Origin of the sequence: Streptomyces sp. NPDC090994, from assembly GCF_044768905.1 — a bacterium.
In the GTDB taxonomy this organism is placed as follows: Bacteria; Actinomycetota; Actinomycetes; order Streptomycetales; family Streptomycetaceae; genus Streptomyces.
Genome location: NZ_JBIVWS010000013.1, coordinates 1 through 17,957 on the forward strand (window position 1 = coordinate 1; position 17,957 = coordinate 17,957).

At 72.8% G+C, this 17,957-nt stretch carries 15 protein-coding genes; 9 read left to right on the plus strand and 6 right to left on the minus strand.

Annotation, left to right across the window (positions count from 1 at the left end; all coding sequences use genetic code 11):
* Positions 1-259: 259 nt before the first annotated feature.
* The gene (locus ACIQR3_RS24575) at positions 260-1,321 is read right to left on the minus strand and encodes a LacI family DNA-binding transcriptional regulator (RefSeq protein ID WP_403542461.1); all 1,062 of its coding nucleotides are present in this window, start codon (positions 1,319-1,321) and stop codon (positions 260-262) included.
* A gap of 60 nt (positions 1,322-1,381) precedes the next feature.
* A complete protein-coding gene (locus tag ACIQR3_RS24580; protein WP_403542770.1) occupies positions 1,382-2,374 on the minus strand; it encodes a multicopper oxidase domain-containing protein in 993 nt (330 codons plus the stop codon).
* Positions 2,375-2,610: 236 nt separating this feature from the next.
* On the opposite strand from ACIQR3_RS24580, the gene ACIQR3_RS24585 reads away from it, so the two are divergent.
* Together ACIQR3_RS24585 and ACIQR3_RS24590 are read left to right on the plus strand one after the other, a co-directional pair.
* Entirely contained in the window at positions 2,611-5,097 is a 2,487-nt protein-coding gene (locus ACIQR3_RS24585) for a ThuA domain-containing protein (RefSeq protein WP_403542463.1), read from the plus strand.
* Between the two features lie 14 nt (positions 5,098-5,111).
* Complete coding sequence (locus tag ACIQR3_RS24590) at positions 5,112-7,295, plus strand: OmpL47-type beta-barrel domain-containing protein (protein WP_403542771.1); 2,184 nt, start codon at positions 5,112-5,114, stop codon at positions 7,293-7,295.
* A gap of 86 nt (positions 7,296-7,381) precedes the next feature.
* On the opposite strand, the gene ligD is transcribed toward ACIQR3_RS24590, so the two are convergent.
* Entirely contained in the window at positions 7,382-8,404 is a 1,023-nt protein-coding gene (gene ligD / locus ACIQR3_RS24595; protein ID WP_403542465.1) for a non-homologous end-joining DNA ligase, read from the minus strand.
* Positions 8,405-8,478: 74 nt separating this feature from the next.
* On the opposite strand from ligD, the gene ACIQR3_RS24600 reads away from it, so the two are divergent.
* Together ACIQR3_RS24600 and arr are read left to right on the plus strand one after the other, a co-directional pair.
* On the plus strand, positions 8,479-9,549 hold the full coding sequence (locus ACIQR3_RS24600; protein ID WP_403542466.1) for an ATP-dependent DNA ligase: 1,071 nt from the start codon (positions 8,479-8,481) through the stop codon (positions 9,547-9,549).
* An 88-nt stretch (positions 9,550-9,637) separates the two neighbouring features.
* Entirely contained in the window at positions 9,638-10,066 is a 429-nt protein-coding gene (gene arr / locus ACIQR3_RS24605) for an NAD(+)--rifampin ADP-ribosyltransferase (protein ID WP_403542469.1), read from the plus strand.
* On the opposite strand, the gene ACIQR3_RS24610 is transcribed toward arr, so the two are convergent.
* Positions 10,067-11,257, minus strand: a complete 1,191-nt coding sequence (locus tag ACIQR3_RS24610) for a zinc-dependent alcohol dehydrogenase (protein ID WP_403542472.1) — start codon at positions 11,255-11,257, stop codon at positions 10,067-10,069.
* A 193-nt stretch (positions 11,258-11,450) separates the two neighbouring features.
* On the opposite strand from ACIQR3_RS24610, the gene ACIQR3_RS24615 reads away from it, so the two are divergent.
* Entirely contained in the window at positions 11,451-12,530 is a 1,080-nt protein-coding gene (locus ACIQR3_RS24615; protein WP_403542475.1) for a DUF3048 domain-containing protein, read from the plus strand.
* 12 nt (positions 12,531-12,542) lie between these two features.
* Here ACIQR3_RS24615 and ACIQR3_RS24620 read toward each other — a convergent pair whose 3' ends face one another.
* Positions 12,543-13,001, minus strand: coding sequence for a MarR family winged helix-turn-helix transcriptional regulator (locus ACIQR3_RS24620; RefSeq protein ID WP_403542478.1), 459 nt, complete (start codon positions 12,999-13,001; stop codon positions 12,543-12,545).
* Between the two features lie 196 nt (positions 13,002-13,197).
* Between ACIQR3_RS24620 and pcaH the strand changes: the two genes are divergently transcribed.
* Genes pcaH through pcaD form a run of 4 tightly spaced genes read left to right on the plus strand, consistent with a single transcriptional unit; the run spans position 13,198 to position 17,035 of the window.
* Complete coding sequence (gene pcaH / locus ACIQR3_RS24625; RefSeq protein ID WP_403542481.1) at positions 13,198-13,971, plus strand: protocatechuate 3,4-dioxygenase subunit beta; 774 nt, start codon at positions 13,198-13,200, stop codon at positions 13,969-13,971.
* Positions 13,972-13,977: 6 nt separating this feature from the next.
* Entirely contained in the window at positions 13,978-14,583 is a 606-nt protein-coding gene (gene pcaG, locus ACIQR3_RS24630; protein WP_403542485.1) for a protocatechuate 3,4-dioxygenase subunit alpha, read from the plus strand.
* Positions 14,580-15,923: a 3-carboxy-cis,cis-muconate cycloisomerase gene (gene pcaB, locus ACIQR3_RS24635; RefSeq protein ID WP_403542487.1), complete on the plus strand. Its 1,344-nt coding sequence runs from the start codon at positions 14,580-14,582 to the stop codon at positions 15,921-15,923. The genes pcaG and pcaB overlap by 4 nt, the downstream gene beginning before the upstream one ends.
* Positions 15,920-17,035 carry a 3-oxoadipate enol-lactonase gene (pcaD, locus tag ACIQR3_RS24640; RefSeq protein ID WP_403542490.1) on the plus strand — a complete coding sequence of 372 codons (1,116 nt, stop codon included), beginning with the start codon at positions 15,920-15,922 and terminating at the stop codon, positions 17,033-17,035. The genes pcaB and pcaD overlap by 4 nt, the downstream gene beginning before the upstream one ends.
* Before the next feature lie 16 nt (positions 17,036-17,051).
* Here pcaD and ACIQR3_RS24645 read toward each other — a convergent pair whose 3' ends face one another.
* Complete coding sequence (locus tag ACIQR3_RS24645; protein ID WP_403542492.1) at positions 17,052-17,957, minus strand: hypothetical protein; 906 nt, start codon at positions 17,955-17,957, stop codon at positions 17,052-17,054.

Consider the following 17,957-nt stretch of genomic DNA (forward strand, 5'->3'; position numbering starts at 1 on the left):
GCTGGGCGGCGAGGTCCGCCTGCCCGCCACGGACGTCGGGGGCGCGGGCCGTCTGGCCCGGCTGGCCGATCCGTACGGGGCCCGGTTCGCGGTGCTCCGGCCGGCGCCGGCCGCCGCCGGGGCGGACTGACCGGGAGCGTTACGGGAGAGCGGCGGCCCCGCCGGTACTCGGCGGCCAGGCCGGCCGTCGTGCGCCGGTACCGGCACTGATCGCGTGCGGTCGCCCGCGGTCGCCCGCTCTGCGGCGCCGTCCCGACGGTCACGCCGAGGCGCGGCGCACCAGGGTGGTCGGCAGGATCACGCCCGACGGGGCCGCCCCGGGCGGCCCCGGGGCCGGGTCCCCGGCCGGGCCGCCGTCCAGGCCGCCGTCCAGGCCGCGCAGCAGGAGCCGGGCCATCAGGCGGCCCATCTCCTCGATGTCCTGACGGACCGTGGTCAGCGCGGGCTCGGTCTGCTCGGCGACCGACAGCATGTCGTCGAAGCCGACCACGGCCACGTCCTCGGGGACGCGCCGCCCGTGCGCGCGCAGCACCCGCAGGGCGCCCGCCGCCATCAGGTCGTTGGCCGCGAACACGGCGTCCAGGTCCGGGCACCGGCCGAGCAGTTCCCGCATCGCGTGTTCACCGCCGCCCGGGGTGAAGTCGCCCCGGACGACCAGCGCGGGGTCGGCGTCGCCCACGACGTCGCGGTAGCCGGCGAGCCGGTCGGCGGCGGAGGTCTGGTCCGGCGGGCCGGTGATGTGCGCGATCCGGGTGCGGCCGAGGGCGGCGAGGTGGCGTACGGCGTCCCGGGCGCCGCCGCGGTTGTCGCTGTCGACGTACACCACGTCGCCGCGGCCGTCGCTCCAGCCGGGGCGTCCGCCGAACACGGTCGGCACCCCGGCGCGCTGGATCAGTCCCGGCAGCGGGTCGTCGAGGTGCAGGGAGAAGACCAGCGCGCCGTCGACGTGTCCGCCCGCGAGGTAGCGGCCGACCCGGGCGTGGTCCTCGCGGCCCTCGGTGAGCAGCAGGACGAGCTGGTTGTCGTGGGCGGTCAGCTCCTTGCCGATGCCGCGCAGCTGGAGGGCGAAGAAGGGGTCGGCGAAGACCCGTGCCTCCGGTTCGGCGACGACCACGGCGACGGCGTCGTGCCGCCGGGTCACCAGGGAACGGGCGGCCTGGTTGGGCACGTAGCCGAGTTCCTCCACCGCGCGCCTCACCCGTGCGGCGAGCGCCTCGCGGACCCCTGCCGCGCCGTTGACCACCCGGGAGACGGTGGCCCGGGAGACCCCGGCCCGGGCGGCCACCGCCTCCAGCGTGGGACGCGGCACTGTGTCGGTCACGGGGGGCTCCTCCTCGGCGGCTGCGGATCAGGATAGCCGCGCGCCACCGGGGGGACACCGTCAGTGGTGGTGCTCCGGATTCTGCTCCGGCGCCTGCTCCGTCCCGTGCTCGTGCGGCTCGTAGCCCGGGATCGTCCCGTCCGCCTTCTTCACCAGGAACAGCCCCACCATGCCCATGTCGGAGTGGCTCTGCACATGGCAGTGGTACATCCACGCCCCCGCGCCCACGCCCTCCCCGGCGATCACCTGGAAGCCGAAGGAGTCGGCCGGGCCGGTGATCTTGTTGTCGATGACCCGGCTGGGGTCGTCGGGGCCGGTGAGCAGGCCGGTGCGGTTGTCCGCCCAGCGGTGACCGTGCACGTGGAAGGTGTGGTAATACTCGCCGTGCGTGATGCTCACGAACTCGACGCGGTCGCCCACCGTCGCCTCGAAGTCCGGGCCCACGGACTGGTTGTTGATGGTCATGTCGTTGAAGACGATGGTGTGCGTGGCGTCCGGCAGCACGTCGCCCGCGCGGCGCACGATCACCGGGCCGTACAGCCCGTTCCGGATGCCCCCGGTGCCGTGCTCGGTGCCGACGACGTGGTCGTGGTAGTGCCAGTAGCCGGCGCTGCCGGGCCGCCAGGTGCCGTCGGCCCGTCGGCCGGGCTTGTGGGTGCGCCAGGTGTAGGTGCGGGTGCCGCCGGGCGGGACGTCGCTCTTGTTCATCGTGGTGCCGTCGCTGGTGATCTCGTAGTCCAGGCCGTGGACGTGGAGGCTGACCGGGATGTCCATGGTGTTCTCGAACTCGACGTGGAGCGTGTCGCCCTCGTTCAGCTCGATCAGCGGGCCGGGGACCGTCGCCTTCCCCTTCTCCAGGCCGTATCCCATCTGCCCGCCGGACAGTCGCTCCGCGTAGAGCTTGAGGTGCCGGACCGCGCCCCCGGCCGGAGCCGTCCTCACCGCGGCGGCGGATGCGGGGGCGCCGGACGACTCCGACGCCGCCACGGTCAACGAGGTCGCGACGGCCGCGCCGCCCAGCAGCACCCGCCGGTTGAAGCCGCGTCTGTCCATGCCGAGGTCCATGCCGAACTCCCCCATCTGGTCACGGGATTGACGGGACGTAGCTGTGATGAACCTGTGCGACGGTACCGGCCACTCCACCGTTTATCCACACTCAGGACAAAGTTCGACGTATCCCGGTCATACCTATTGGCGAGTCGGGCAAAGAGGTCTAGCTTCCTTGGCGCTGTTGCCGCGACCGAGGAGGGGTGGGTGACCACGTGCGGTTCTCGACACCACACAGGCCCATGCACTTACGAGGGTTGAGCGCCACGGGAAAGAGAAGACGGGTCCGGGCGGCGGCGCTGACCGCCGGGTTCCTGACCGCGGGGTTGCTGTCCGCCCCCGCGGCCGGCGCGTTCCCCGCGCCGGAACCGCCCCTGACAACGATGTCGATCAAGTCGCCGCCGGGCAGCGCCGATGTCCGGGTGCTGGTCTTCTACGGCTCGGCCGCGGCCGGCGAGGAGTCGCCGGTCGTCAACGCCGGTATCGCGGCGATCGAGCGGATCGGCCTGGCCGGGCCCACGGACCAGCGCTTCACGGTCACGGCCACGGGCGACGCGTCGGTGTTCACCAACGAGAAACGGCTCGGCCGCTTCAACGCGGTGGTGTTCCTGACCGGCGGCGGGGACGTGCTGGACCCCGAGCAGGAGGCGGGTCTGGAGGCGTACATGGAGGCCGGCGGCGGCTTCCTCGGCGTCCATGACGCGGCGCGCGCGGAGCCGTACTCGGACTGGTTCACCGGTCTGATCGGCGCCCGCCCCGCCCCCGGTGCCGCGCCGGCCGTCCAGCGCGCCACCGTGGAGGTCGGCGACCGGCTGCACCCGGCCACCAAGGACCTGCCGGTGCGGTGGAAACGCCCCGACAAGTGGCTGAACTGGGCGAAGAACCCGTCCGGCGAGGTGCACACCGTGGCACGGGTGCGCGAGTCGACGTACACGCCGGGGGCGGACGCCAACGGCTGGGACCACCCGGTGAGCTGGTGCCGTGACTACGACGGCGGACGCTCCTTCTACACCGGCATGGGCGGCACGGCCTCCTCCTACGACGAGACCGACTTCCGCACCCATCTGCGCGGCGCCCTGCTGTGGACGACCCGGCTGGTCCGGGCCGACTGCAAGGCCGCCATCACCGGCAACTACACGGCGGAGCGGCTGACCCAGCCCAACCAGCCCGGACAGAACGACCAGATCGGCGAGCCGCACGGCCTGGTCACCGCGCCCGACGGCCGGGTCTTCTACATCGGCCGGGGCGGCGCGGACGCCTCCCGGCCGGTGGTCACCGACTGGAACGACCCGGACATCGGCAAGGGCACGGGCGAGATCCACGTCTACGACCCGGAGACGAAGAAGGTCACCCTTGCCGGCGAGCTGACCGTCTTCGGCAACAAGGGCGGCGGCGAGGAACTGGTCAAGGTCGAGGAGGGCCTGCTCGGCATCGAACTCGACCCCGACTTCGAGGACAACGGCTGGGTGTACCTGCACTACACACCGCACTCGGAGATCGACCGGGACACGCACATGGCCGAGCGGCGCGTCTCCCGCTTCACCCTCGACCAGGCCACGAACAAGCTGGACCTGGACAGCGAGAAGGTGCTGCTGCACTGGCCGGTGCAGATCCACAGCTGCTGCCACGCGGGCGGCGGCATGGCCTGGGACTCGAAGGACAACCTGTACATCGCCACCGGCGACAACAACTCCAGCGGCTTCAGCGGCGGTTACTCGGGCAACAACCCGGAGCCGAACTTCAAGGGCGTCTCCTTCGCCGACGCCCGCCGCACCGCCGGCAACACGAACAACCTCAACGGCAAGATCCTGCGCATCCACCCCGAGCCGGACGGCACGTACACCCTCCCCGAGGGCAACCTGTTCACCGGCGAGGAGACCGCCGAGGGCGGCGGCAAGACGCGCGGCGAGATCTATGTGATGGGCGTACGCAACCCGTCCCGCATCTCCGTCGACAAGTCGACCGACACCCTGTACGCGGGCTGGGTCGGCCCGGACGCCTCCAGCCCGTCCCCGACCTGGGGGCCGGCGAAGTACGACACCTTCGCGGCGATCACCGAGGCGAGCAACCGGGGCTGGCCGTACTGCATGGGCAACAAGCAGCCCTACCGGGACCGGAACCTGCCGGACCCGTCGCAGCCGCTGGGCTGGTACGACTGCGACCACCCGAAGAACGAGTCGCCGAACAACGACGGCCTGGTCAGCCTGCCGCCGGTGACCGGCAACAACATCTGGTACTCGCCGCAGGGCGGCGGCCCGGACTTCCCGCGCGACGAGAACGGCGTCCCGTCCTACGAGCAGGACGAGAGCACCTACCTGCTCCCGTGGCTCACCGGCGGCAGCCAGGCGGCGATGACCGGACCGGTCTACCGCTACGACGCGACGAGCGACAGCACCACCAAGTGGCCCGCCTACTGGGACGGCAAGTGGTTCGTCGGCGACTTCTACGACGCCGGGCAGCCGCGCAACGCGGTGCTGATGGACCCGAAGACACAAGGGGACGGCGGTCTGCCGGTGCACTCCGAGTCACTGAAGAAGATCGTCCCGGTCGGCGCGGACGGCATCAAGAACCTGATGGACTGGAAGTTCGGTCCGGACGGCGCGCTGTACGTCCTCGACTACGGCCGGGGCTTCTTCACCTCGGACGCCAAGTCGGCCCTGTGGCGGGTCACCTATACGGGCGGCGGGCCGACGCCGGCCGCGGGACAGCTGGCGAGGGGGACACAGTGACACGGCGACGAAGAGTGTGGGCGGCGCTGCTGGCCGGCCTGCTGATGGTGCTGGGGCTCCAGACCGCTGCCGCCGGCGAGGACGAGCCGGCCGCCGCGCCCGCCGCGCAGCAGGTCCTCACCTGGACCGCGGGCGACGACATCACCAAGTACACCTCCGCGCCCGAGACGGCGGTGGCGGGCCCGGCGACGATCGTCTTCGAGAACAGCGAGGCGACCGGCAACACCACCGGCATGCCGCACACGCTGACGTTCCTCACCAGCGACCCCGAGTACAACAACGATGTGCAACTGAACATCCTGGCCTCCCCGTTCGACGCGCAGGGCGGCCGGCACACCGCCGAGGTCACCCTCTCCCCCGGCCGCTACCTCTACCACTGCACCGTCCAGGGCCATACGGAGATGAAGGGCGTCCTGGTGGTCACCGAGGGCGGCGGCGAGGACACCACGGCACCCGAGACCAGCGCGGACGTGCAGGGGACGCAGAACGCCGAGGGGCAGTACGTCGGTGCGGCGAGCGTGGCGATCGGCGCCACCGACGCGGGCGGCTCGGGCGTCGACCGGGTCGAGTACGCGATCGGCGCGGACGGCGCCTGGCAGCCGTACACCACCCCGGTGGTGATCGACGAGGTCGGTGACCACACGGTCCGCTACCGCGCCTTCGACAAGGCGGGCAACGCGGCGGCCGAGAAGAGCGTGCAGTTCACGGTCGTCGCCCCGGGGACCGACGACACCACACCGCCGGACACCTCGGCGACGGTCGACGGCGAGCGGAACGCGGACGGCGCCTACCTCGACATGGCGACGGTGACCGTCAGCGCCTCCGACACCGGTTCCGGCGTCAACACCATCGAGTACGCGGTCGGTGACGGCGCCTGGCAGCCGTACACCATGCCGGTGATGGTGCACCAGGCCGGCACCCACACGGTCCGCTACCGGGCCACCGACAAGGCGGGCAACGCGGCGGCGGAGAAGAGCGTGCAGTTCATGGTCGTCGCCGCTCCGCCGCAGGACACCACCGCGCCGGTGACCGGCGCGACCGTGGAGGGCACGCGCAACGCCAACGGGGCGTACGTCGGCGGCGCGAAGGTGACGGTCAGCGCCAGCGACGCGGGCGGGTCGGGCGTCGCGGGGATCGAGTACTCCCTCGACGGCGGGCCCTACCTGGCGTACACCGCGCCCGTCCTCGTCGACCGCGCCGGTACCCACACCGTGGCGTACCGCGCGAGCGACAAGGCGGGCAACGTCTCCCAGCCGCTGAGCGTGAGCTTCACCGTCGTCACCGGCGGCGGGGTACCGGCGCCGCCCTGCCCGGAGTACGACGAACGGCTCACGGTGATCGTCGGCACCGTCGACTCGGGCGTGCCCAACCGGGTGACGAACAACCGGTGCCGGATCAACGAGCTGATCGAGGACGAGCGGGAGTGGACGTCCCACGCCCTGTTCCTCAAGCACGTGCGCGAGGTGACGGCGCGACTGCTGGCCGAGGGCGTCATCGACCAGCGGGAGCTGAAGGCGGTGCGGGCCGCAGCCCGGGAGTCCGGCATCGGCACGCCCGGCCAGACCGAGGGCTACCGCACGATCATGGACGGTACGGCGGAGTCGCTGGCCAAGTGGGAGCAGGTGGGCGGCGGTTCGTTCGCGGCCAACGGGGACGGGTCGATCACCTCCGGCACCACCAGGTCCGGCCTGGGCATGCTGTGGTTCCCGGAGCGCACCTACGGCGACTTCTCGCTGAAGCTCCAGTGGCGGGACGACGCGCCGGGCACGGGCAACGCCAACTCCGGTGTGTTCGTGCGCTTCCCGTGGCTCCACGACCATCCGGAGGAGTCACGTCCGGAGTGGGCCGCGATCAAGTTCGGCCATGAGATCCAGGTGTTCGACAGCCCCAGCGGCGACATGTACAAGACCGGCTCGGTCTACGGCTTCGACCGGGTGGGGCTCGCCGGGGCCGGGGTGACGCAGAAGGGCACCTGGAACGACTACGAGATCCGGGTGGTCGACCAGCACTACTCGGTCTACCGCAACGGCGTGCTGATCAACGAGTTCGACAACACCGGCGGCCAGGAGTTCGAGCCCCCGCGCTCGGACGACCCGGGCACCGACGGGCGGCGGTACGCCGCCGGGTACATCGGGCTCCAGGTGCACGGCACGACGGACGTGGTGTCCTACCGGGACGTACGGATCATGGATCTGTAGGTCACGGATTCTGTGGTCACGGATTCTGTGGTCACGGATTCTGTGGTCACGGATTCTGTAGGTCACAGATTGCGTAGGTCACGGATTCACGGGTGTTTCTTCGCTCGGCTCGGCTGTACCCGTCTGGGCTCCCCCGGCATCTTCGGATACTCGGGCGGGTACGGCAGATCGCCCAGGCCGTGGTCGCGCTCGTCCTTCGCCGCCAGCTCCAGCAGGGCGTCGAGGGAGTGGGCGTGACCGTCCATGTCCGCGTGCACGTCGCCGAGTTCGGCGAAGCGCGCGGGCATGGTCGTGAGGTCGAAGTCGGCGGGGTGGGCGACGCCGACCTCCTCCCAGCGCAGGGGCGCGGAGACGGGGGCGTGCGGGCGGGGGCGCACCGAGTAGGCGGAGGCGATGGTGCGGTCGCGGGCCGTCTGGTTGTAGTCGACGAAGATGCGCTCCCCGCGTTCCTCCTTCCACCACTTGATGGTGACCTGCTCGGGCATCCGGCGCTCCAGTTCCCGGCCGACGGCGATGGCGGCGCGGCGTACCTGGGTGAACGTCCAGCGGGGCTCGATCGGCACGAAGACGTGCAGGCCCCGGCCGCCGGAGGTCTTGGGCCAGCCGCGCAGGCCGCCGAACTCGTCCAGTACGGCCCGTAGTTCGTGGGCGGCGCGGACCGCGTCGTCGTAGTCGGTGCCGGGCTGGGGGTCGAGGTCGATGCGGAGTTCGTCGGGGTGGTCGACGTCGTCGGCCCGGACCGGCCAGGGGTGGAAGGTGAGGGTGCCGTACTGGGCGGCCCACACCACCGCGGCCTCCTCGGTGGGGCACATCTCGTCGGCGCTGCGTCCGCTGGGGAAGGTGATGTGGGCGGTGGGGATCCAGCCGGGCATGCCCTTGGGGGCACGTTTCTGGTAGAACCACTCGCCGGTGACGCCGTCCGGGTAGCGCTCCAGGGTGGTGGGGCGGCGGCGCAGGGCGCGCAGGATGCCGGGGGCGACGGCCTGGTAGTAGCGGGCCAGGTCCAGCTTGGTGTAGCCGCGCTCCGGGAAGAAGATCTTGTCCGGGCTGGTCAGCCGTACGGTCCGGCCGCCCGTCTCCAGCTCCACCGCTTCGCCCTTGCGCGCCATGCTCGCCACGGTAGGCGTATCGGGCATGCCTCGCCCATCAGGCGACAGCGGTCGTTCCCGGCGAGAATCGGTGCATGGACCTGCCCGTGATGCCGCCCGTGAAGCCGATGCTCGCCAAGTCCGTGGCGACGATCCCGCCGGGGATGCAGTACGAGGCGAAGTGGGACGGGTTCCGGGCGATCGTCTTCCGGGACGGGGCCGAGGTGGAGTTCGGCAGCCGCACGGGCAAGCCGCTGACCAGGTACTTTCCCGAGCTGGTGGCGGCGGTGCGGGAGCGGTTGCCCGAGCGGTGCGTGGTCGACGGGGAGATCGTCATCGCCCGTCAGGGGCGGCTGGACTTCGACGCGCTGACCGAGCGCATCCACCCGGCGGACTCGCGGGTGCGGACGCTGGCCGAGCGGACCCCGGCGTCCCTGGTCGCCTTCGACCTGCTGGCGCTGGACGGCGAGTCGCTGCTGGACGTGGGGCTGTCCGACCGCCGGGCGCTGCTGCTGCGGGCGCTGGCTGGGGTCACCGCGCCCGTGCACGTGGCGCCGGCGACGACGGACATCGAGGTGGCGCGGCGCTGGTTCGAGCAGTACGAGGGGGCGGGTCTGGACGGGGTGGTGGCCAAGCCGCTCGATCTGCTCTACCGGCCGGACGAGCGGGCGATGTTCAAGGTCAAGCACGAGCGGACGGCGGACGTGGTGGTGGCCGGTTACCGCTTCCACAAGAGCGGCCCGGTGGTCGGCTCGCTGCTGCTCGGCCTGTACGACGACCGGGGCGCCCTCCAGCACGTCGGCGTGTGCGCGGCGTTCACCATGAAGCGGCGGGCGGAGCTGGTGGCGGAGCTGGAGCCGCTGCGGATGGCGGACGTGTCCGGGCATCCGTGGGCGGCCTGGGCGGACGAGGCCGCGCACGAGTCGGCGCGGCTGCCGGGGGCGCCGAGCCGCTGGTCGGGCAAGAAGGACCTGTCCTGGGTGCCGCTCAGGCCGGAGCGGGTGGCCGAGGTGGCGTACGACCACATGGAGAACGGGGCGCGGTTCCGGCACACCGCGCGGTTCCGCCGCTGGCGGCCGGACCGCACCCCGGACAGCTGCACCTTCGCCCAGCTCCAGGAGCCGGTCCGCTTCGACCTGGCGGAGATCCTCGCCCCGCCGGCCTGAGGGCGGTTCCCCGACGACAGCTGTCGCGACGGCCGGGCCGCGTGGTTTGCTGTGGGCCGTTGTCCCGAGCCGGGCCGGAGGAGAGCGCATGGCCGACGCCCCTGTCCCCTTCCAGGTGTACGAGGCGGGAACCTACCTGCACGGCACGAAGGCCGACCTCGCTCCGGGAGATCTGCTGACCCCTGGGCGCGCGTCCAACTTCGAGGCGGGGCGCACCTCCCGCCACGTCTACGTCACCGAGACCATGGACGCCGCCGCCTGGGGCGCCGAACTGGCGGCCGGTGACGGGCCGGGGCGGATCTACGTGGTGGAGCCGACCGGTGCTCTGGAGGACGACCCCAACGTCACCGACAAGAGGTTCCCGGGCAACCCCACCCGCTCCTATCGCACCCGCGAACCCGTACGCGTCGTGTCGGAGCTCGAAGGCTGGGTCGGTCATTCCCCCGAGCGGATCGAGGCCATGCTGAGCGGGCTGGCCGATCTGCGCCGCCGGGGCAGCGCCGAGATTCTCGACTGATCAGGGCCGCATCAGCACCTTGACCGCGCCGTCCCGCTTCTTCTGGAACATCTCGTAGGCGTGCGGGGCGTCGGCGAGCGGCACCCGGTGGGTGGCGAAGTCCTGGACGCCGAGCGGGTCCTCGTCGGTGAGGTAGGTGAGGATGTCGTCGCTCCAGCGGCGTACGTTGGCCTGCCCCATCCGCATCTGGATCTGCTTGTCGAACAGGGTGAGCATCGGCATCGGGTCGGCCATGCCGCCGTAGACGCCGACCAGGGAAAGGGTGCCGCCGCGGCGTACCAGGTCGATGGCGGTGTAGAGGGCGGCGAGGCGGTCGACGCTGAGGCGTTCCGCCATGGGACCGCTGAGCTTGCGGGGCATGATCGCGGCGCCCTGCTGCACCAGCTTGGCGATCGCGCTGCCGTGCGCCTCCGTGCCCACGGCGTCGATCACGGCGTCCGGGCCGCGCCCGCCGGTCTCGTCCCGGATGGCGGCGACGAGTTCCTTCTCGCTGTCGAAGGAGCGCAGGTCGTACGTCTCCACGCCCCGCTCGCGCGCCCGGCGCAGCCGCTCGGGGACGAGGTCCACGCCGAACACCCGCCCGGCGCCCTTGACCTGCGCGACCCGGCAGGCCATGTCGCCGATGGGGCCGAGGCCGAGCACGGCGACGGTGCCGCCCTGGGGGACGCCGGCGTAGGCGACGGCCTGCCAGGCGGTGGGCAGCACGTCGGAGAGGTAGACGAAACGGTCGTCCGGCGGCCCCTCGGGCACCTTGATCGGGCCGTACTGGGCCTGCGGGACGCGCAGGTACTCGGCCTGGCCGCCGGGGACCGCGCCGTACAGGCGGGTGTAGCCGAACAGGGCGGCGCCCATGCCCTCGCCGGTGACCTGGGTGGTCTCGCACTGGGTGGGCAGGCCGGTGTCGCACATGTAGCAGTGGCCGCAGGCGATCTGGAACGGCACCACGACCCGGTCGCCCGGCTTCAGGTCCGGCACCTCGGGGCCGACCTCCTCGACGATGCCCATCGGCTCGTGTCCGAGGATGTCGCCCGGAGTCATGAACGGGGTGAGCACTTCGTAGAGGTGCAGGTCGGAGCCGCACAGTCCGGTGGAGGTGACGCGGATGACCGCGTCCGTGGGTTCCTGGATCTTCGGGTCCGGCACCTCCTCCACGCGCACCTCCCGCTTGCCCTGCCAGGTCACTGCCTTCATCGTCCCGCGCTCCCTCCGTCACCCGACTGCTCACTCGTACGGTGGCGCCCGGGTACCCGGGGCCCCTCTTCCGAACCGCCACGCTGGTCCGATCAGCCGATTGAAAGCGCATTGTCATAAGAAGTCGGGTATGGCAACAAAAGCGTCAAGAGGCGCACAATCGGTGACGTAGAAGGGCGGACGGGTGGTCGGGGTGCGACGAGGCAGACGACGAGGGACGGGGCAGCGCGGGGCGCGGGCGCGGGGCGGTGCGCCGCGGGCCACACTGACCGCGGCGGTGGCGGCGGCGCTGCTGGCGGCGGGCTGCGCGGCCGGGCCGGGGCCGACACCGGACGACGACGGGCGCGGATCCGCGCTGCAACCGTCACGGAGCGCCGAGGCCGCCACGTCCTCCCCGCCGGCCGTGCGGACGGCCTCCCCGCCGGCCGTGAAGCCGGCCTCGCCGCAGGCGGTGAAAGCGGCCTCCCCACTGGCCGTGAAGATCGACAACGTGCGCGCCGCCCGCCCCCACACGGGACTGGAGGCGGCGGACGTCGTCTACGTGGAGCCGGTCGAAGGCGGACTGAGCCGGCTGATGGCCCTGTACGCGACGAAGCTGCCGTCGACCGTCGGCCCCGTGCGCAGTGCCCGCGAGTCCGACCTGGAGCTGCTGCGCCAGTTCGACCGGCCGACGCTCGCCTTCTCCGGCGCCCAGCGCAAACTGCTGCCCCGCATCGACAGCGCGCCCCTGCGGGCGGAGCAGCCCGGCAGGACGCCCGGCGCCTGGGTCCGCGACCTCGGCCGGCCGGCCCCGCACAACCTCTATCTGCGCCCCGGCCGCCTGATGTCCTCGGCCCCGGGCGAGGCGGCCCTGACCACCGGTTTCCGGTACGGCGCCGCCCCCTCGGGCGGCCGGCCCGAGAGCGCGCGCACGGTGCGCTACCCGGCGGCGCGCTTCACGTTCACCTGGTCGAAGGAGCGCGACCGCTGGCTGATCGACATGGACGGCGCCCCGGCCGTCGCGTCCGGCGGCAAGCGGCCGGCGCCCGCGACGGTCGTCGTGCAGTACGTGAAGGTACGGGAGTCCGAGCTGCACGACTCACGGGGCAACCACTCGCCGTACGTGGAGACGGTGGGGTCCGGCCGGGCCGACGTACTGCGCGACGGGAAGGCGTACGAGGCGGCCTGGCGCCGGGGTTCGGCCACGGACGGTACGGCGTTCAGCACGGCGGACGGTTCGCCGCTGCGGTTCGCCGAGGGGCCGGTGTGGGTGGTGTTCGCGCAGGCCGGCTGAGGGACGCCGCCGTCAGCCCGTCACCGGCTCGGCCGGGTTGCGCAAGCCCTCGGCGGCGTCCGCGACCCGCTGGATGAGGTCGAAGAAGAGGCCCTGCTCCTCGGCCGAGAGCGGGGCCAGGAACACCTGGTTCATCCGGGCCGTGCGCACGGTGAGCTTGCGGTGGGTGCGCGTCCCCTCGTCCGTGGGGCGGAGCAGGGCGCGGCGGCCGTCCTGCGGGTCGCGCACCTTGTCGATCAGCCCTCGGCGGCCGAGCCGGCTGATCACCTCGGCGATGGTGGACCGGTCGAGCCCCACCCGCTCCCCCACCGTGCGCTGGTCCAGGCCCGGCTGAGCGACCAGCGCGTTGAGGACCGCGAACTGCGGCGAGGTGATCTCCTCGGAGACCATCGCGTTCCACAGCAGGTAGTGCGCCTGCTGGAGCCGCCGGGCCAGATGCCCGGGATGGGTGGCCAGATCCACCGCGGCCATGTGATCTCCCGTGATCGTGTTTGTCGGTGCACTGAACGATACCTCCCCCACCCGTCTCCGCGTACGTCACACAAACAGGCTGTGAACTGGGTCTTGACGGTTTCCGCGACCGGTGGCAGCGTGTGGGGAACCTTGCCGAAATACTCAGTGCCCTGACTAATTCATCACCCCGGGCGCCTGACAGGGACGGTCTTCCATGACGCTCACCCAGCACGACATAGACGCGGAGATGGCCGCCGAGCGCGCCGCGTACGAGAAGCGGCTCGCCGACGGCGGACCGGTCGAGCACCACCCGCGCCGCGACTACGCCCCGTACCGGTCCTCGCTGCTGCGCCACCCCGAACAGCCGCCGATCGCCATCGACGTCACGAAGGACCCGGAGCTGGTGGAGCTGTCCTCCCCGGCCTTCGGCGAGCGCGACCTGACCGCCATCGACAACGACCTCACCATCCAGCACCCGGGTGAGCCGGTCGGCGAGCGCATCACCGTCTCCGGCCGGCTGCTGGACCGGGACGGGCGCCCGGTCCGCGGCCAGCTCGTCGAGATCTGGCAGGCCAACTCGGCCGGCCGCTACGCCCACCAGCGCGAGCAGCACGACGCGCCGCTCGACCCGAACTTCACCGGCACCGGCCGCACGATCACCGACGACGACGGCTGCTACCGCTTCACCACCATCCAGCCCGGCCCGTACCCGTGGCGCAACCACGTCAACGCCTGGCGCCCGGCGCACATCCACTTCTCGCTCTTCGGGTCGGCGTTCACCCAGCGGCTGGTGACGCAGATGTACTTCCCGAACGACCCGCTGTTCCCGTACGACCCGATCCTCCAGTCCGTCACGGACGACGCCGCCCGGCAGCGGCTGGTGGCGACGTACGACCACAGCCTGTCCGTGCCGGAGTTCTCGCTCGGCTACCACTGGGACATCGTGCTCGACGGCCCGTGTGCCACCTGGATCGAAGAAGGGCGCTGACCTGCCATGACGAAGATCGACACCAGCAGCCCCGAGAACGTGCTGCCCACGCCGTCGCACACCGTCGGCCCGTTCTACGGCTACTCGCTGCCGTTCCGCGGCGGCGAGGACATCGCCCCGCTCGGCCACCCGGACACCATCACCGTGCACGGCTACGTCCTGGACGGCGAGGGCAACCCGCTGCCGGACGCGCTCGTGGAGGTCTGGGGCGCCGACCCGGACGGCAACGTCCCGACGGCCGACGGCTCGATGCGCCGGGACCCGGCGACCGGGACGTACCTCGGCCGCAACGGCGTGGAGTTCACCGGCTGGGGCCGCATCCAGACCGACGCCGACGGGCACTGGTACGCGCGGACGCTGCGGCCGGGGACGCGCGGGCGGAACGCGCCGTACCTGAGCGTGTGCGTCTTCGCGCGGGGTCTGCTGGTGCACCTGTTCACGCGGATCTACCTGCCGGGTGACGAGGCCGCGCTCGCCGCCGACCCGCTGCTGTCCCGGGTGCCCGAGGACCGTCGCGGCACGCTGGTCGCGGCCGAGGAGCGGGCGGGCACGTACCGTTTCGACATCCGCCTTCAGGGCGAGGGCGAGACGGTCTTCCTGGAGTACAAGTGACCTCTGCCGACACCGCGACCCACACCGACACCGGCCTGCTCGCCCCCGGGTGGGCCGGCTCCCCGGCCGCCGACGCGACGGGCGACCGGGCGTACCTGCGGGCGCTGCTCGACGCGGAGGCCGCCCTGACCCGCGCCCAGGCCGCGCTGGGCCTCGCCCCGGACGGGGCGGCGACGGCGGTGACGGACGCGGCGGACAGCGGGCGTTTCGACCTGGCGTCGATCGCGGAGCGGGCCCGCGGCGGCGGCAACCCGGTCATCCCCCTGGTCGCGGATCTGACGAAGGCGGTCGGCCAGGAGTACGGCCCGTACGTGCACCGGGGCGCCACCAGCCAGGACATCCTGGACACGGCGGCGATGCTGGTCGCCGCCCGCACCCTGGACCTGGTCCTGACCGACCTCGCCCGCACCGAACGGGCGCTGGCGCGGCTCGCCGCCGAGCACCGGGACACCCCGCTGCCGGGGCGGACGCTCACCCAGCACGCCGTGCCGACGACGTTCGGGCTGAAGGCGGCCGGGTGGCGGTCGCTGGTGCTGGACGCGCGGGACCGGATCACGGCCGTGCGCGCGGCGCTGCCCGTCCAGCTCGGCGGCGCCGCCGGGACGCTGGCCGCCTTCGCCGCGTACGGCGCCGGGGACCCGCTCGCGCTGCCGGGCGCGTACGCCCGTGAACTGGGCCTGGCCGAGCCCGCGCTGCCGTGGCACACGCTGCGTACGCCGGTCGCCGATCTCGCCGGGTGCCTGGCGACGGCCGCCGGGGCGCTGGGCAAGCTCGCCGCGGACGTGCTGGTCCTCGGCCGGACCGAGACCGGCGAGGTGGCCGAGGGCAGCGGCGGCGGGTCCTCCGCGATGCCGCACAAGGCCAACCCGGTGCGCGCCACGCTGATCGCGGCGGCGGCCCGGCGCGCGCCGCAGCTCGCGGCGGTGCTGTACGGCTCGCTCGCCGCCGAGGACGAGCGGCCCGCCGGGGCCTGGCACGCCGAGTGGGAGCCGCTGCGCGACCTGCTGCGGCTGACCGGCGGCGCCGCCCGGGACGCCGCCGAACTCACCGAGGGGCTGCGGGTGGACCCGGCGGCCATGCGCGCCCACCTCGACCTGACCCACGGGCTGATCGTCTCCGAGCGGCTCTCCGCCGAACTGGCGCCGGTGCTGGGCCGGTCCCGGGCGAAGGCCCTGCTCACCGAAGTGGCCAGGCGTACCTACGCCGAAGGCCGCAGCCTGGGTGAACTCCTGGCGGACGTACCGGAGTTGAAGGACATCGACCTCGCCGCCCTGACCGATCCCGCCCGTTACACCGGCAGCGCCGCTGCCCTCACCGACCGCGCACTGGAGCGACGTTGACCCTGCTCAATCACCGCACCGAAGGCCCCGCCACCGCTCCCCCGCTGCTGCTCGGGCCCTCGCTCGGCACCTCGTACGCCCTGTGGGACCAGGTGGCCCCCGAGCTGTCCATCGCTCACCGGGTGATCCGCTGGGACCTGCCGGGGCACGGCGGCTCGGCCGCGGACCTGATCTCCGCCGGGGCGAGTGTCGGGGACCTGGCCGCGCTGGTGCTGGCGCTCGCCGACTCGCTCGGCGTGCAGCGGTTCGCGTACGCGGGGGTGTCGCTGGGCGGCGCGGTCGGGCTGCACCTGGCCGTGCACCACCCCGAGCGGCTCACGTCGCTGGCCGTGATCTGCTCGTCGGCGCACTTCAACGGCGCCAAGCCGTGGGAAGAGCGGGCGGCGACGGTCCGCCGGGAGGGGCTGGCGAAGCTCGCCGCGGGCGCGGACGCGCGGTGGTTCACGCCCGGGTTCACCGTGCCGGAGCTGGTACGGGACCACCGGGAGGCCGATCCGGCGGCGTACGCGGCCTGCTGCGACGCGCTGGCCGCGTTCGACATCCGGGACCGGCTGGCGGAGATCACCGTGCCCACCCTGCTGATCGCCGGGCGCGACGACCCGGCGACGCCGCCCGCCCATCTGCGGGAGATCGCCGACGCGGTGGCGGGGTCGGCGCTGGTGGAGATCCCGGGCGCCTCGCACCTGGCACCCGCCGAGCAGCCGGAAGCGGTGCTGACCGCGCTGCGCGGGCACCTCGACGGGGGTGCCAGGCGGGGCATGGCGGTGCGGCGGGAGGTGCTCGGCGACGCGCACGTGGACCGGGCGCAGTCCCGGCAGACGCCGTTCACGGCCCGGTTCCAGGACTTCATCTCGCGCTACGCCTGGGGCGAGATCTGGACCGACGAGACCCTCTCGCGCCGTGAGCGCAGCATGATCACCATGACCGCGCTGGTGGCGCACGGCCACTACGAGGAGCTGGCCATGCACGTCCGGGCGGCGCGGCGCAACGGGCTGACCCCGGACGAGATCGGCGCGGTGCTGCTCCAGACGGCCGTGTACTGCGGGGTGCCCGCGGCCAACTCGGCGTTCGCCACCGCCCAGCGGGTGCTGGCGGAGGAGGAAGCTCCCTAGTCCTCCCTAGTCCTCCCTAGTCAGGAAGGGATGCCGCCAGGTGCTCCCACGCCGTGTGCACCTGCTCCCCGACCATCCCGAACTGTGTGATCACCGCGACGCACCGCCCGTCCTCGTCGTCGAGTTCGAGGGCCGAGGTCGGGCCGTGCGCCGCCGTGGCGCGCACCAGGCGGCAAGCCGCGACGCCCGCGAGGTCGATCTCCACCGAGCTGTCCTCGATCGCCGCGAACACCCGGCCGCCGACGGTCCGGTCGGTGACGTGCACGCGTCCGCCGCACGCCTGCATCGCCGACGGGCCGAACACCGCGACGCCGACCGGCAGTCCGACGGAACAGACGTGGTCGAGCACGGCGGGTACGACGCCGGCGTCGACGGCCCGGTGTGCGCCCCGGTACCGGGCGAACGCCGCGCGCCGGGCGACGCCCCCGTCCGTGAGGATCGCGTCGAGCTGGGCGAGCTGGTCGCCGTCCTCCCAGGCCGGCACCTGGGGCGGCGCGGACCGGCCGGTCGCCGTCGTCCCCGCCTCCACCGGGCCGGCGAGCTGGGCCAGCAGCCGGTCGCCCTCGGAGAGCAGCCGCCCCTCGTGCACCGTGCGCCCGGCCGCGTCGGACAGCCGCAGGACGACCGTGCCGCCCTCCCTGTCCCGCGCGAGCACGGCCGAGGCCACGTGGTCGCCGTCCAGGCGCAGCGCGATCGAGCCGGGACGGACGGCGAACGCGTCGCCGCGCCGGCTCGGTACCGCGTAGCTGCCGGCCTGCTCGATCCGCGCGACCGGCCCTCCGGTGACCGCCTGCACGTACTGGAACAGCGTCAGGCACCGGGCCAGCTCCGGCATCCGCGCGTCGATCAGCCGGACGCTGCTGGTGCGCCGGGCGCAGTGCGCGTGGAAGGCGCAGCCGTCGTGGGGTTCCGGCTCCGGCAT

What these genes read in the sequence shown, in the direction of transcription:
- ACIQR3_RS24580 (WP_403542770.1), bottom strand. Translation starts at nt 2,374, where the DNA reads ATGGACAGACGCGGCTTCAACCGGCGGGTGCTGCTGGGCGGCGCGGCC.
- ACIQR3_RS24585 (WP_403542463.1), top strand. Translation starts at nt 2,611, where the DNA reads ATGCACTTACGAGGGTTGAGCGCCACGGGAAAGAGAAGACGGGTCCGG.
- ligD (WP_403542465.1), bottom strand. Translation starts at nt 8,404, where the DNA reads ATGGCGCGCAAGGGCGAAGCGGTGGAGCTGGAGACGGGCGGCCGGACC.
- ACIQR3_RS24600 (WP_403542466.1), top strand. Translation starts at nt 8,479, where the DNA reads ATGGACCTGCCCGTGATGCCGCCCGTGAAGCCGATGCTCGCCAAGTCC.
- arr (WP_403542469.1), top strand. Translation starts at nt 9,638, where the DNA reads ATGGCCGACGCCCCTGTCCCCTTCCAGGTGTACGAGGCGGGAACCTAC.
- ACIQR3_RS24610 (WP_403542472.1), bottom strand. Translation starts at nt 11,257, where the DNA reads ATGAAGGCAGTGACCTGGCAGGGCAAGCGGGAGGTGCGCGTGGAGGAG.
- ACIQR3_RS24620 (WP_403542478.1), bottom strand. Translation starts at nt 13,001, where the DNA reads ATGGCCGCGGTGGATCTGGCCACCCATCCCGGGCATCTGGCCCGGCGG.
- pcaH (WP_403542481.1), top strand. Translation starts at nt 13,198, where the DNA reads ATGACGCTCACCCAGCACGACATAGACGCGGAGATGGCCGCCGAGCGC.
- pcaG (WP_403542485.1), top strand. Translation starts at nt 13,978, where the DNA reads ATGACGAAGATCGACACCAGCAGCCCCGAGAACGTGCTGCCCACGCCG.
- ACIQR3_RS24645 (WP_403542492.1), bottom strand. Translation starts at nt 17,957, where the DNA reads ATGCCGGAGCCGGAACCCCACGACGGCTGCGCCTTCCACGCGCACTGC.